Below are 14,132 nucleotides of genomic sequence, written 5' to 3'. Positions count from 1 at the left end.
TCTAAAAAAAAATTTGTAATTTAATAAAAAGCATTACTTTTGCCTTTTAATCTATAAAGCCGATAGGGTAATAGATTTTTGTTGAAAAAATAATTTAAGATGAATTCGGAAGTAAATAAAAATAGTATTGCGGTAAAACAGGAAATCACTTTTTCAGAGCGTTTGTGGGTTATTATCCCTGTTGTTTTGTTAGTAGGGTTAATATTTACTTTAGTGTATAATCACCATTCGGAATTTTCTTGGAATGGTTTTTTAAATGGATTCAATCAGGAGTTTTTAGTCTTTTTCATGATTGGTGTTTTTGCTCAGTTAGTTGATGGGACTTTAGGAATGGGTTATGGTGCAACATCAACCTCTTTTTTATTGGCTTATGGAGTTCCACCAGTTGTTAGTAGCACGGGGGTTCACGTAGCAGAAATGTTTACCACTGGAGTATCGGCTATTTCACATCATAAATTTGGAAACATCAATAAAAAATTAGTAAGGCATTTATTGATTCCGGGCGTTTTAGGTTCTATAACCGGAGCGTATTTATTATCTGATGTAATTGATGGCGATGTAATTAAGCCTTTTATTGCGGTTTATATGATTGCTTTGGCTTGTATTATTATTAGAAAAGCAATGCAAAAAAATATTATAAAAAAGAAAACCAAGAAATTGGGCATTTTAGCTTCTTTCGGAGGTTTTATGGATTCAGTTGGCGGAGGCGGTTGGGGCCCAATCGTAACATCTACATTGCTAGGACGAGGTAGAAATCCAAGATATACAATTGGTTCCGTAAATGCTGCTGAATTTGCAGTTTCTTTTGCCAGCGGAATCACCTTTATGATTTTTGGAGGAATCCAAGGTTGGCAGGTAATTATCGGGTTGATTTTGGGAGGCGTGATCGCTGCTCCTATTGCCGCTTTATTGGTTAATAAAATCAAAAGACAACCGATGATGATTTTGGTGGGAGTTTTAATTATTATTTTGAGTTTAAGAACATTATCTAAATTATTATAATGAGTACAGCATTAGTAAATACTTTATTAGAAAAAACGAAAGGGTTTTCCATTGAAGAAACGCTTTCATTTTTGGCTAATGAGTATAAAAACAAAGTGGTTTTTTCGACTTCGTTCGGACAAGAAGACCAAGTAATCACAGCGCTTATCGCGAAAAACGATTTGCCAATCAATATTTTTACTTTAGATACAGGTCGAATGTTTCAGGAGACTTATGATGTTTTTCATAAGACGCTGAAAAAGTATAAAACGGCAATCAAAGTTTATTTTCCGGAAGCCGTGGCGGTAGAAAATTTATTGAATACGAAAGGACCAAACAGTTTTTATGAATCTGTTGAAAACAGAAAAGAATGTTGTTTTATTCGAAAAGTGGCACCGTTGACCAAAGCTTTGAAAGGAAACGAAGTTTGGATTACGGGTTTAAGAGCGGAACAATCGGAAAACAGAAATAGTTTGGATTTGTTTGAATACGATGCTCATTTTAAAATCATAAAATTCAATCCATTGTTAAAATGGACTTTAGAGAAAGTTCAAAAATATATTGATGATAATAATGTGCCGCAAAATGCGCTTCATAAACAAGGTTTTGTAAGTATAGGTTGTGCTCCTTGTACTAGGGCGATTGCTCCGGGAGAAGATATAAGAGCGGGAAGATGGTCATGGGAATCTAGTCATAAAGAGTGCGGTTTGCACCAAAAATAATAGTTTAATCGTTTATCTGTTTGGTCGTTTAACCGAATAGACAAATAAACAAATTACCAAATAATAATGAGTACAATAGTTAAAACAAACGCTTTAGAAAGCGAAGCGATATATATATTTAGAGAAGTAATTTCTCAGTTTGACAAACCGGTTTTGCTTTTTTCTGGAGGTAAAGATTCGATTACTTTAGTGAGATTGGCGCAAAAAGCATTCTTTCCTGCAAAAATTCCTTTTCCTCTTTTGCATGTTGATACGGGACATAATTTTCCGGAAACCATTGCATTTAGAGATAAATTGGTAGAAGAATTGGGATTAGAATTAATCGTTCGTAATGTTCAGGATGCTATCGATGAAGGAAAAGTAATCGAAGAATCAGGGAAATATTCGAGCAGAAACAGTTTGCAAACAACAACACTTTTGGATGCTATCGAAGAATTTAAGTTTGATGCTTGTATTGGCGGCGCACGTCGTGATGAAGAAAAAGCAAGAGCCAAAGAGCGTATTTTTTCGGTACGTGATGATTTTGGTCAATGGGATGAAAAAAACCAACGTCCGGAATTGTTTGATATTTTGAATGGAAAAATTGAAAATGGGCAAAATGTACGTGTTTTCCCGATTTCAAACTGGACCGAATTAGATGTTTGGAGTTATATCGAACAAGAAAAAATCGAAATTCCATCGATTTATTTTTCACACAAACGAAAAGTATTTATGCGAGACGGCTTAATCTGGTCACATTCTCCTTTTGTGTATCAGGAAGAAGATGAAGAAATCGAAGAAAGAATTGTTCGCTTTAGAACTGTTGGAGACATGAGCTGTACGGCGGCGGTCGATTCTTATGCTGCAACGATTCAAGAAGTAGTTGGCGAAATCAGGTCTTCTACCATTTCTGAAAGAGGAGCCCGAATTGATGATAAACGTTCGGAGGCGGCCATGGAGAAAAGAAAACAACAAGGATACTTTTAGAAAACAATTATAAGTTATGAATTATAAGTTATGAATTGTTCCGAGACATTTAAAATTTAAAATTCAACATTTAAAATAAAAAAATCAAATTTAGAAGTTTACATAAGGTGTTTTTGGAAACCTTAAACTTTAAACAAAAAAAGAATGGAAGTTTTAAAAATAGCAACAGCAGGAAGTGTAGATGATGGAAAAAGTACTTTGATCGGGAGATTATTGTACGATACAAAATCATTGACAACAGATAAAATTGAAGCAATAGAGAAGAGTAGTAAACAAAAAGGATACGATTATCTTGATTTTTCTTTGGCTACTGATGGTTTGGTTGCCGAGAGAGAACAAGGAATTACGATAGATGTGGCGCATATTTATTTTTCGACTGCAAAGAAAAGTTACATTATTGCCGATACTCCGGGTCACGTAGAATATACCAGAAACATGGTTACGGGAGCTTCAACTTCACAGGTTTCAATTATCTTGATTGACGCCAGAAAAGGAGTGATTGAGCAAACCTATCGTCACTTTTTTATCAATAATTTATTGCGCGTAAAAGAAGTGATTGTTGCTGTAAACAAAATGGATTTGGTTGATTATTCGGAAGAAGTATTCAATAAAATCAAAGCCGATTTTCAGGAATTAAACAGTAAAAGTTCTTTCAAAGAACAAAATGTGAGTTACATTCCTTTGAGCGCCATTAATGGAGGAAATGTAGCTGACAGATCAGGAAACATGCCTTGGTACACAGGACAAACGGTTTTGGAACATTTAGAAGAATTAGAGCCAACAGATGTGTACGAAAAAGGGCAGGCGCGTTTCCCGGTTCAAACGGTTATCAGGCCAAAAACAGAGGAATACCACGACTTTAGAGGTTATGCCGGTAAATTATACGGTGACAATATTAAAGTGGGCGATGCGGTAACGGTTCTTCCATCTTTGACGGAATCTAAAGTCAGCAAGATTCATTTTTTTGATAAACAATTTGACGAAGCTGCAGCCGGTTCTTCAATCACAATCGAATTGGAAAATGACATTAATGTGACCAGAGGAGATATGATTGTAAAATCGGATGAACTTCCTAGAATCGAAAAAGACATCACAACAACAATTTGCTGGATGGACAGTAAAAAGCTCGTTGCCGGAACAAAATATTTGATTCAGCATAATACCAATAGAGTTTTGGCAAAAATTGAAAGCGTAAAAAACGTAATCGCTACCGATTATTCAGGTACAAATCCAGCGACTCAATTAGCTATTAACGAAATTGGAGAAGTAACAATTAAATTAAGCAAAGCCTTGTATTTTGACGCCTATAATGACAATAAATCAAACGGAGCTTTTATTTTAATTGATGTCGCAACCAATACAACCGCAGGAGTTGGTTTTATAAAATAATCCCCACTCCTCCCGACGCTTCGGGACTCCCCGAAGAGGAGGGAGCCAAAATAAATCTGATTTTAAAAAAAAGAATCGATCTCCGCTAAGTCTCCCCCTCCTTCGGAGGGGGTCGGGGGGAGGAAAAACATACACAGATCATGCAAAGTTTTAGAACCGAAATAGAAAACCCGATTGTCGAAAAAGACATCATCGATTTAGAGAGAAAAATTCGTTTATTCAAAGAAGGAAAAATAGATGATGAACGTTTTCGTAGCCTTCGTTTAGCGCGTGGTGTCTACGGACAGCGTCAGGAAGGCGTGCAAATGATACGTATCAAATTGCCTTTCGGGAAAGTGACCAGCGAGCAATTAAATCGCATCACTAAAGTTTCGGATGAATATTCTACTGGTCGTTTGCACATTACAACGCGTCAGGATATTCAAATTCACTATGTGAGTTTAGACAGAACACCTGAATTATGGGCTAATTTAGAGAAAGACGATGTTACCTTAAGGGAAGCTTGTGGAAATACAGTAAGAAATATTACGGCCAGCGAAACAGCAGGAATCGATGTTGACGAACCTTTTGATGTTTCGCCTTATGCACATGCCATGTTTCAATTTTTCTTGAGAAATCCGGTTTGCCAGGAGATGGGACGTAAATTTAAAATCTCATTTTCTTCTTCGGATAAAGATACTGCTTTGAGTTATTTGCATGATTTAGGCTTCATTCCTAGAATTGTAAATGGCGAAAGAGGGTTTAAAGTAATGTTGGGTGGCGGATTGGGTTCGCAGCCTAGTCATGCCGAATTATTGTCGGAATTTATTCCGGTTAATCAAATTATCCCGACAGCCGAAGGAGTTTTAAGAATATTTGATCGTTTTGGTGAAAGAGCTAAAAGATTAAAAGCACGAATGAAATTCTTGATTAAAGATATTGGTCGTGACGAATTTTTAAAATTGGTCGAAGAAGAAAAATTAGCTTTGTCACACCAAGTGGTTGAAATCGACACGACTGCTTTTGATGGTCCAATTCCAGAACCTTTGTTGGCAGCGCCAGAAGTGACTATTGAAGATATAGCCGCTTTCGATGCTTGGAAAAAGTCGAATGTGATTGCGCAAAAACAAGCTGGTTATGTAGCGATCGGAATCAAAGTTTTATTGGGTGATTTTTATACAGATAAAGCCAGAGCATTGGCTGATTTAATCAAAAATTATGCGGCAAATGAATTGCGTTTTACGCTAAGACAAGATATTTTAATACGAAATGTAAAAGAGGAAAATCTGGAGTTTTTCTACCAGGAATTAGCCAAATTAGATTTTGTAGCTTTAGGATATAACAGTACCGCAGATATTACGGCTTGTCCAGGAACAGATACCTGTAATCTTGGTATTGCAAGCAGCACAGGAATCGCGGCAGAACTGGAAAGAGTACTGGAAACGGAATACCCGCAATACAGCAATAATAAAGAAATTACGATTAAAATTAGTGGCTGTATGAACGCCTGCGGTCAACATAATATGGCCGAAATTGGTTTTCAGGGAATGTCTATCAATGCCGGAAAACTGGTTGCGCCAGCGCTTCAGGTGTTGTTGGGCGGTGGGAATTTAGGAAACGGACAAGGACGATTTTCGGACAAAGTGATCAAAATCCCTAGCAGAAGAGGACCAGATGCTTTGCGTTTTATCTTAAATGATTTTGAAGAAAATGCAAACGGACAATCCTTTTTGGATTATTATGATGCCAAAGGAGAAAAATACTTTTACGAGTTTTTGAAACCTTTAGCTGATGTGACTAATCTTACCGAAGCCGATTTCGTGGATTGGGGAAATGCAGATAATTACGTGAAAGCGGTTGGTGTTGGAGAATGTGCCGGTGTTGTAATTGATCTTGTGGCTACCTTATTGTTAGAAGCCAAAGACAAATTGACTTTCGCACAAGAGGCTTTCGAAGACAAAAAATGGTCGGATGCGATTTATCATGCCTATGCCGGTTTTGTAAACGGCTCCAAAGCCTTGTTGCTTTCGGAAAACCAAAAAACGAATCATCAAGCGGGAATAATTGATTTGTTTGATACCGTTTTTGTGGCAACAAATAAAATTCCATTGCAATCTACCTTAAAGGATTTAGTATTCCAAATTAATAAAAATGAACCATCTCAGGAGTTCGCTACAAAGTATATTCAAGAAGCAATCACTTTTTTTGATACGATAGAAGCATTCAGAGCCAAAGACCTAAAAGATGATAAATAAAATAGAACCTCAAGTTACTTTGGTAGGCGCCGGTCCTGGAGATCCGGATTTGCTTACCATCAAAGGAGCAAAAGCTTTGGCGGAAGCCAATGTGGTTTTGTACGATGCTTTGGCTAATGACGAGTTATTGTCTTTTGCTCCTAAAAAAGCGTTGAAAATATTTGTTGGAAAAAGAAAAGGCTGTCATGCTTATACACAAGACGAAATCAACCAATTGATTGTAGATAATGCACTTACTTACGGGAATGTGGTTCGGTTGAAAGGCGGAGATCCGTTTATTTTTGGAAGAGGAAGTGAAGAAATAGAATTCGTAGAAAGTTTTGGAATCCCTACCTTTGTAGTGCCTGGAATTTCATCTTCGATTGCGGTTCCAGCTTCTCAAGGAATTTCATTGACAAAAAGAGGAATTTCGGAGAGTTTTTGGGTAATCACAGGAACAACTTCTGCGCGAAAATTGTCAACAGATGTAGCTTTAGCGGCTCAATCTACCGCAACTGTGGTGATTTTGATGGGAATGAGTAAATTGGCGGAAATTGTGGCTTTATTCCAAAAAGAATCCAAAGGAGAAATTCCTGTAGCGATAATTCAAAACGGAACAACGCCGGAGGAAAAAGTAGGAATTGGAACTATAGATACAATCCAGAGAGTCGTGGCAGAGAATAATTTAAGTTCACCGGCAATCATCGTTATTGGGGAAGTAGTGGGTGACAGTAAGAAAAGGATTGGTTTTTATAAAGAATTAAAATCAAATCATAAGGTGCTGGCGTATGGAAAGGAATGAGTTGTATCCGATATTTTTAAAATTACACCAACTCAACGTACTCATTGTAGGCGGGGGAAACGTAGGATTGGAAAAATTATCTTTCATGCTAAAGTCCAGTCCCAATGCAAATGTTGAGGTAGTTGCGCCAAAGTTTTTGCCGGAATTAGAAGACTTGGTCGCAAAACATCCTTCGGTACAATTGACTAAAGCAAAGTTCAAGAAAAAAATGCTAAAAAAACGGCATCTGGTTATTGCCTGTACCGATGATTTAAAAGTGAATAAAAGGATTTATGATCTGTCCCGAAAAAGGCATTTGATTTGTAATATAGCAGATACACCAGATTTATGCGATTATTATTTGGGTGGAATCGTAACCAAAGGGAATGTAAAAATTGCCATTTCAACCAATGGGAAATCACCTACAACAGCCAAGAGATTGCGTGAGTTTTTTGAAGAAGTGATTCCGGAGGATATAAATAAAATGGTCGAAAATTTAAATGACTATCGCAAAACCCTAAAAGGGAATTTTGAAGAGAAAGTTCAGAAAATGAATGAAATTACGGAGTCATTAAAGAATAAAGAATAATACAGCCAAAACTAGCGAATGATAATTATCATTTTAGGAAGTAAAAATCAATCGTTAATTTGTAATCAGATAATTTAGAATAATTACATAAAGAATAAAAAAATGATTAAAACAGATATCCTTATAATAGGAGCCGGTCCAACTGGTTTATTTGCCGTTTTTGAAGCAGGATTATTAAAATTAAAATGCCATATATTAGACGCCTTACCACAAGCAGGCGGACAACTTTCGGAGTTATATCCAAAAAAACCGATCTACGATATTCCCGGTTTTCCGGAAGTATTGGCGGGAGATTTAGTCGATAATTTAATGGAACAAATTAAGCAGTTCGAGCCGGGATTTACCCTTGGAGAACGTGCCGAAACCATTGAAAAACAAGAAGACGGGAGTTTTATCGTAACTTCAAATAAAGGGAAAAAGTTTCACGCTCCGGTTGTTGCCATTGCAGGCGGATTGGGAAGCTTCGAACCTAGAAAACCACTTATCGAAGACATTGAATTTTATGAGGATAAAGGGATAAAATACTTTATTAAAAACCCGGAAAAATTCAGAGACAAAAAAGTCGTAATCGCCGGAGGCGGGGATTCTGCTTTAGATTGGAGTATTTTCTTGTCGAATGTTGCTTCTGAGGTTACTTTGATTCACCGCAGAAATGAGTTTAGAGGTGCATTAGATTCTGTCGAAAAAGTACAGGAACTGAAAAATGCAGGAAAAATAAAAATGATTACTCCAGGAGAAGTAGTTGGATTGAACGGCGCAGAACATCTAGAATCAGTTGTGGTTGATGAAGAAGGCGCACAGCGAACAATTCCTACCGATTATTTCATTCCACTTTTTGGATTAACACCAAAATTAGGGCCTATTGGAAACTGGGGACTGGAAATCGAAAAAAATGCAATCAAAGTAAATAATGCATTAGATTATCAAACTAATATTCCGGGAATTTTTGCCATAGGAGATGTAAATACCTATCCAGGAAAACTAAAATTGATCCTTTGTGGTTTCCACGAAGCAACAATTATGTGTCAAGCAGCTTACCAAATCATCAATCCGGGTAAGAAATATGTACTAAAATACACAACAGTAAGCGGTGTTGATGGATTTGACGGGACTCGTAAAGAAGCTCCTAAAGCAGTGGTCAAAGCCATAGTTTAACAACTTACCATAAACCAGTTAAAAAATGTAGCGCTAATACTTGCAAGTATTAGCGCTATGTCTTTACTTTGCACTGTTCCTATATTTATTGAAAGTTATCACGAAAGGCGGAGGGAAAGACCCGATGAAACCTTAGCAACCCTTTATCTTTAAAGAAGGTGCTACATTCTACTTTATTCTGAATTTATTACAGAACTATAAGATAGATAACATAAGAATACTTCTACAGTATTTCTCAAAAACTTTTCTTGACAACCTTACAATATACTAGCTAGCTGATTTTTTTAGTAAAATGAGCGAATAATTGGCGCATTTTTAGCCAATATGCTTCCTGCTGTGCGCTGTATCTTTTTATCCTGAAATAAATTCAGGATAAAAAGGATGCCGCTTCCATCAGGGCTAAAGAGTGGTTATAGTGAGCATTTTAAATTTATAAAAAATAATAAATGGCATTAATTCAAGAAGCAATTAAAAAAAATATACTCGTGCTCGATGGAGCTATGGGAACAATGTTGCAACGCTACAATTTTTCGGAAGAAGATTTTCGTGGAGAGCGATTCAAAGATTTTCCTCATTCTCTAAAAGGGAACAACGATTTGTTGTCACTAACCCAACCACAAGCCATCAAAGCAGTTCACGCCGCTTATTTTGAAGCAGGAGCAGATATTGTAGAAACCAATACTTTCTCTGGAACAACAATTGGTATGGCCGATTATCATTTGGAAGATTTGGTTTATGAACTGAACTATGAATCGGCAAAACTGGCTCGTGAAGTAGCAGATGAATTTACAGCTAAAAATCCAGAGAAACCTCGTTTTGTTGCTGGTTCAGTAGGACCTACAAACAGAACGGCGAGTATGTCGCCAGATGTAAATGATCCAGGATACCGAGCTGTGACTTTTGATGATTTGCGTATCGCTTACAAACAACAAGTGGAAGCATTAATGGATGGCGGTTGCGATTTGTTATTGGTGGAAACTATTTTCGATACCTTAAACGCCAAAGCTGCGCTTTTCGCCATCGAAGAAGTAAAGGACGAACGCAATATTGATATTCCAATCATGGTTTCAGGAACCATTACTGATGCTTCGGGAAGAACACTTTCTGGACAAACGGTGGAGGCTTTCTTGATTTCAGTTTCGCATATTCCTTTGTTGAGCGTTGGTTTTAATTGCGCCCTGGGAGCCGATTTGTTGAAACCTTATCTACAAACCTTGTCGCAAAATACCTCGTTCAATGTGTCGGCGCATCCTAATGCAGGATTGCCAAATGCTTTTGGAGAATACGACGAAACCCCAGAGCAAATGCAAGCTTTTATCAAGGAATATTTAGACGATAATTTAATAAACATCATCGGTGGTTGTTGCGGAACAACACCAGAGCACATCAAGCTGATTGCTGATATTGCTAAGGAGTATAAGCCAAGAGTATCAACAGCAACAATGTAATAATTTGATTTGTTAGTTTTTTACAAGGGTTTCAAAATCTTGTAAAAAAAATAAGTGGAAGCAAAAAATAACAAAAAGCTTAAGCCACTAAGATTTTTAAAATCTTGGAGGATTATAAATAAATAAAAATGGCAGAAAAGGAAGCAAGAAGGAATTTGGTTTTATCAGGATTAGAACCTCTGATTGTTACACCTGACAGTGTTTTTGTAAACGTTGGGGAGCGTACAAATGTAACGGGATCTAGAAAATTCCTTAGATTAATTAAGGAAGAAAAATACGAAGAAGCATTAAGCATTGCAAAAGAACAAGTTGAAGGAGGCGCCCAAATCATCGATATTAATATGGATGAAGGAATGCTTGATGGCGAATATGCAATGACAAAATTCCTAAATTTAATCGCAGCTGAACCGGATATTTCTAGAGTTCCTATCATGATTGATAGTTCAAAATGGGAAATTATCGAAGCGGGTCTTAAAGTTGTGCAAGGAAAATGTGTCGTAAACTCGATTTCGTTAAAAGAAGGAGAAGAACAGTTTATTCAACACGCTAAATTGATTAAGCGTTATGGAGCGGCTGCTATTGTGATGGCTTTTGATGAGGTGGGTCAAGCGGATAATTATGAACGAAGAGTAGAGATTTGTCAGCGTTCGTATGATGTTTTAGTAAATAAAGTAGGTTTTGCTCCGCAAGATATTATTTTCGATTTGAATATTTTTCCTGTAGCAACAGGTATGGAAGAGCACCGTCTGAATGCATTGGATTTCTTTAGAGGAACAAAATGGGTAAGAGAGAATCTTCCTCATGCGCATATTAGTGGCGGCGTGAGTAATGTTTCGTTTTCTTTTAGAGGGAATGATGTTGTTCGTGAAGCGATGCACTCGGTCTTCTTGTACCACGCCATCCAAAATGGAATGACGATGGGAATTGTGAATCCGGAAATGCTTTCTATTTACGACGAGATTCCAAAGGATTTATTGGAACATGTTGAAGATGTAATCCTGAACAGACGCGATGACGCAACAGAAAGGTTATTGGATTTTGCCGAAAATGTAAAAGGCGATGCTAAAGGAAATGAAAAAGCGGTACAAGAATGGCGTTCGGGAACAGTTCAAGAGCGTATTACCCATGCACTTGTTAAAGGAATTGATCAATTTATAGAAGAAGATGTAGAGGAAGCGCGCTTAGCTGCAACAAAACCAATCGAAGTTATCGAGATCAACTTGATGGCAGGGATGAATGTCGTAGGAGATTTATTTGGATCCGGAAAAATGTTTTTGCCACAAGTGGTAAAGTCGGCTCGTGTGATGAAAAAAGCCGTGGCTTATTTATTGCCGTTTATTGAAGCGAGCAAGCAAGCTGGCGACAAGCAAGGAAATGGAAAAATCCTTATGGCAACGGTAAAAGGCGATGTACACGATATTGGAAAAAATATTGTATCGGTGGTTTTGGCTTGTAATAATTATGAGATTGTAGATCTGGGCGTAATGGTTGCTCCAGAGAAAATTATCGCAGCTGCCATAGAGCATAATGTAGATATTATTGGTCTAAGCGGATTGATTACTCCGTCATTAGACGAAATGGTTTATTTGGCCAAAGAGTTAGACAAGCGAAATATAAAAATCCCGGTAATGATTGGTGGAGCTACTACTTCACGGGCGCACACTGCCGTGAAAATTGCCCCACAATATAGAGAAACAGTAGTTCATGTTAATGATGCTTCGAGAGCTGTAACGGTTGCCGGAAGTTTATTGAATGCAGATAAAAAAACATATACCGCATCAATTCGTGAAGAGTATGATGCTTTTAGAGAGACTTTTTTAAATCGTTCTCGAGATAAAAATTTCCTGACCATTGAACAGGCAAGAAAAAATAAATTGCAGTTGGATTGGGAAAATTACAATCCAATGAAACCTAATTTTATTGGAGCAAAAACAATTGAAGTCGATTTGGATGTTTTGGTTCCTTATATTGACTGGACGCCATTTTTTAGAACTTGGGAATTGTTCGGAAAATATCCGGCAATTCTTACCGATGAAGTGGTAGGAGAACAGGCAACTTCTGTTTTTGCGGATGCCAATGAGATGTTGGAAGTAATTTTGAAAGAAAAGAAACTGACCGCTAAAGGAATCTACGGTATTTTCCCAGCGAATCAAGTTAACGATGATGATATTGAGTTGCGCGATGAAAACGGAAAAGTTTTGGAGAAATTCCTAACATTACGCCAACAATCACAAAAAACAAAAGGAGCACCAAATATTGCTTTGTCTGATTTTATTGCTCCAAAAGATTCCGGTAAAACGGATTATATGGGTGCGTTTTGTATAACTACCGGTTTTGGTGTTGACGAATGGGCGGCTGAATTCGAAAAGGATTTAGATGATTATAATTCGATAATGGTCAAAGCATTGGCCGATCGTTTCGCGGAGGCTTTTGCCGAATACCTGCATGAAAGAATAAGAAAAGACATTTGGGGTTATTCTCCGGATGAAGCTTTAAGTACCGAGGATATGATTGCCGAAACCTATAAAGGAATTCGTCCAGCACCGGGTTATCCTGCTTGTCCTGACCATTTAGAGAAACCAACAATCTGGAAACTGTTAAATGTGGAAGAAGAAATTGGGGTAACATTGACTGAAAGTATGGCGATGTGGCCAGCTTCTTCGGTTTCTGGATATTATTTTGGAAATCCGCAAAGTAAGTATTTTGGTCTTGGTAAAATAAAAGAGGATCAAGTTATCGATTACGCGAAACGCAGAAGTATTTCAACTGACTTAGCGATGAAATGGTTGAACCCAAATATTGCAGATTAAATGATTTATGATTGTTGATTAATGTCCCGAAGCTTCGGGATTGAATTCAGATTTTCAACTCATAACTTATAATTTATAACTCATAATTCAGAATGAAAGTTACACAGCATATAGAAGAAGCTAAAGGGAATACATTATTTTCTTTCGAAATTATTCCGCCTCAAAAAGGGAAAAACATTCAAGAGCTATACGATAATATTGATCCGTTGATGGAGTTCAAGCCACCATTTATTGATGTAACTACTTCTCGTGAGGAGTATATTTATGTTGATAAAGGCAATGGATTATTAGATAAAAAACTAACCAGAATGCGTCCGGGAACTTTGGGGATTTGTGCTTCCATTAAACATAAGTACGATGTAGATACCGTTCCGCACGTGCTTTGCGGTGGTTTTACAAAGGAGGAAACCGAGTATTTATTGGTAGATTGTCATTATTTAGGCATCAATAATGTAATGGCTTTACGTGGTGATGCGATGAAAGATGAGCAATCCTTTGTGGCAAAAGAAGGAGGGAATAATTTCGCAGTCGATTTGGTACAACAAATTAACCAATTGAATGAAGGCAAGTATTTGCACGATGTGATGCATATTGATAACAAGGCTGATTTTTGTATTGGTGTGGCAGGTTATCCGGAGAAACATTTAGAGTCACCATCATTACTTTCGGACTTAAAACGATTGAAAGAGAAAGTAGATGCCGGAGCTGATTATGTGGTTACCCAAATGTTTTTTGACAATGCTAAATACTTTGAGTTTGTTGCTAAAGCCAGAGAAATGGGAATCACGGTTCCTATTATTCCGGGGATTAAACCTCTTGCAATACAAAAACATTTACAAATATTGCCGCAAATTTTTAGAATCGATTTACCCGAAGATTTAATTCGCGCAGTGGATCATTGTAAAAACAATGCAGAGATTAGGCAAGTTGGAATAGAATGGGCAATTCAACAATCAGTAGAGTTAAAGGCAGCTGGTGTTCCTGTATTGCATTATTATTCTATGGGAAAATCGGAGAATATACGCCAAATAGCTTCTCAGGTTTTTTAGGAGATAGTAAGTTGTTGTTTGCTAAGCTG

The 14,132-nt window shown here is 37.2% G+C and carries 11 protein-coding genes and 1 riboswitch; all 11 genes read left to right on the top strand.

Annotation, left to right across the window (positions count from 1 at the left end; all coding sequences use genetic code 11):
- Positions 1 to 99: 99 nt before the first annotated feature.
- Positions 100 to 1,002, top strand: coding sequence for a sulfite exporter TauE/SafE family protein (locus ACMDB5_RS02480; RefSeq protein WP_413999439.1), 903 nt, complete (start codon positions 100 to 102; stop codon positions 1,000 to 1,002).
- Entirely contained in the window at positions 1,002 to 1,703 is a 702-nt protein-coding gene (locus tag ACMDB5_RS02475; RefSeq protein ID WP_413999438.1) for a phosphoadenylyl-sulfate reductase, read from the top strand. The genes ACMDB5_RS02480 and ACMDB5_RS02475 overlap by 1 nt, the downstream gene beginning before the upstream one ends.
- Positions 1,704 to 1,769: 66 nt before the next feature.
- Positions 1,770 to 2,669: a sulfate adenylyltransferase subunit CysD gene (gene cysD / locus ACMDB5_RS02470; RefSeq protein WP_413999437.1), complete on the top strand. Its 900-nt coding sequence runs from the start codon at positions 1,770 to 1,772 to the stop codon at positions 2,667 to 2,669.
- Positions 2,670 to 2,813: 144 nt separating this feature from the next.
- A complete protein-coding gene (locus tag ACMDB5_RS02465) occupies positions 2,814 to 4,058 on the top strand; it encodes a sulfate adenylyltransferase subunit 1 (RefSeq protein ID WP_413999436.1) in 1,245 nt (414 codons plus the stop codon).
- Positions 4,059 to 4,198: 140 nt separating this feature from the next.
- Positions 4,199 to 6,292, top strand: a complete 2,094-nt coding sequence (locus tag ACMDB5_RS02460; protein WP_413999435.1) for a nitrite reductase — start codon at positions 4,199 to 4,201, stop codon at positions 6,290 to 6,292.
- Positions 6,282 to 7,073 (top strand): uroporphyrinogen-III C-methyltransferase, encoded by a 792-nt coding sequence (gene cobA / locus ACMDB5_RS02455; protein WP_413999434.1) that lies wholly within the window; start codon positions 6,282 to 6,284, stop codon positions 7,071 to 7,073. Before ACMDB5_RS02460 ends, cobA begins: the two co-directional genes overlap by 11 nt.
- Positions 7,060 to 7,641, top strand: coding sequence for a bifunctional precorrin-2 dehydrogenase/sirohydrochlorin ferrochelatase (locus ACMDB5_RS02450; protein ID WP_413999433.1), 582 nt, complete (start codon positions 7,060 to 7,062; stop codon positions 7,639 to 7,641). The genes cobA and ACMDB5_RS02450 overlap by 14 nt, the downstream gene beginning before the upstream one ends.
- Positions 7,642 to 7,743: 102 nt before the next feature.
- Positions 7,744 to 8,796, top strand: coding sequence for an NAD(P)/FAD-dependent oxidoreductase (locus tag ACMDB5_RS02445; protein WP_413999432.1), 1,053 nt, complete (start codon positions 7,744 to 7,746; stop codon positions 8,794 to 8,796).
- A gap of 92 nt (positions 8,797 to 8,888) precedes the next feature.
- Positions 8,889 to 9,009, top strand: a riboswitch (SAM riboswitch).
- A 233-nt stretch (positions 9,010 to 9,242) separates the two neighbouring features.
- Positions 9,243 to 10,244, top strand: coding sequence for a homocysteine S-methyltransferase family protein (locus ACMDB5_RS02440; RefSeq protein ID WP_413999431.1), 1,002 nt, complete (start codon positions 9,243 to 9,245; stop codon positions 10,242 to 10,244).
- A 128-nt stretch (positions 10,245 to 10,372) separates the two neighbouring features.
- Positions 10,373 to 13,054 (top strand): methionine synthase, encoded by a 2,682-nt coding sequence (gene metH / locus ACMDB5_RS02435; RefSeq protein ID WP_413999430.1) that lies wholly within the window; start codon positions 10,373 to 10,375, stop codon positions 13,052 to 13,054.
- Positions 13,055 to 13,146: 92 nt separating this feature from the next.
- A complete protein-coding gene (gene metF, locus ACMDB5_RS02430; protein ID WP_413999429.1) occupies positions 13,147 to 14,103 on the top strand; it encodes a methylenetetrahydrofolate reductase [NAD(P)H] in 957 nt (318 codons plus the stop codon).
- Positions 14,104 to 14,132 lie beyond the last annotated feature (29 nt).

The sequence above is a fragment of the Flavobacterium sp. W1B genome (assembly GCF_047344965.1).
GTDB lineage: Bacteria > Bacteroidota > Bacteroidia > Flavobacteriales > Flavobacteriaceae > Flavobacterium.
The sequence above is the reverse complement of the archived record's forward strand: the minus strand, read 5'-3'. Positions and strand labels throughout refer to the sequence as shown.

What these genes read in the sequence shown, in the direction of transcription:
- ACMDB5_RS02440 (WP_413999431.1), top strand. Translation starts at nt 9,243, where the DNA reads ATGGCATTAATTCAAGAAGCAATTAAAAAAAATATACTCGTGCTCGAT.
- ACMDB5_RS02475 (WP_413999438.1), top strand. Translation starts at nt 1,002, where the DNA reads ATGAGTACAGCATTAGTAAATACTTTATTAGAAAAAACGAAAGGGTTT.
- metH (WP_413999430.1), top strand. Translation starts at nt 10,373, where the DNA reads ATGGCAGAAAAGGAAGCAAGAAGGAATTTGGTTTTATCAGGATTAGAA.
- ACMDB5_RS02465 (WP_413999436.1), top strand. Translation starts at nt 2,814, where the DNA reads ATGGAAGTTTTAAAAATAGCAACAGCAGGAAGTGTAGATGATGGAAAA.
- cysD (WP_413999437.1), top strand. Translation starts at nt 1,770, where the DNA reads ATGAGTACAATAGTTAAAACAAACGCTTTAGAAAGCGAAGCGATATAT.
- ACMDB5_RS02445 (WP_413999432.1), top strand. Translation starts at nt 7,744, where the DNA reads ATGATTAAAACAGATATCCTTATAATAGGAGCCGGTCCAACTGGTTTA.
- ACMDB5_RS02460 (WP_413999435.1), top strand. Translation starts at nt 4,199, where the DNA reads ATGCAAAGTTTTAGAACCGAAATAGAAAACCCGATTGTCGAAAAAGAC.
- ACMDB5_RS02450 (WP_413999433.1), top strand. Translation starts at nt 7,060, where the DNA reads ATGGAAAGGAATGAGTTGTATCCGATATTTTTAAAATTACACCAACTC.
- ACMDB5_RS02480 (WP_413999439.1), top strand. Translation starts at nt 100, where the DNA reads ATGAATTCGGAAGTAAATAAAAATAGTATTGCGGTAAAACAGGAAATC.
- metF (WP_413999429.1), top strand. Translation starts at nt 13,147, where the DNA reads ATGAAAGTTACACAGCATATAGAAGAAGCTAAAGGGAATACATTATTT.
- cobA (WP_413999434.1), top strand. Translation starts at nt 6,282, where the DNA reads ATGATAAATAAAATAGAACCTCAAGTTACTTTGGTAGGCGCCGGTCCT.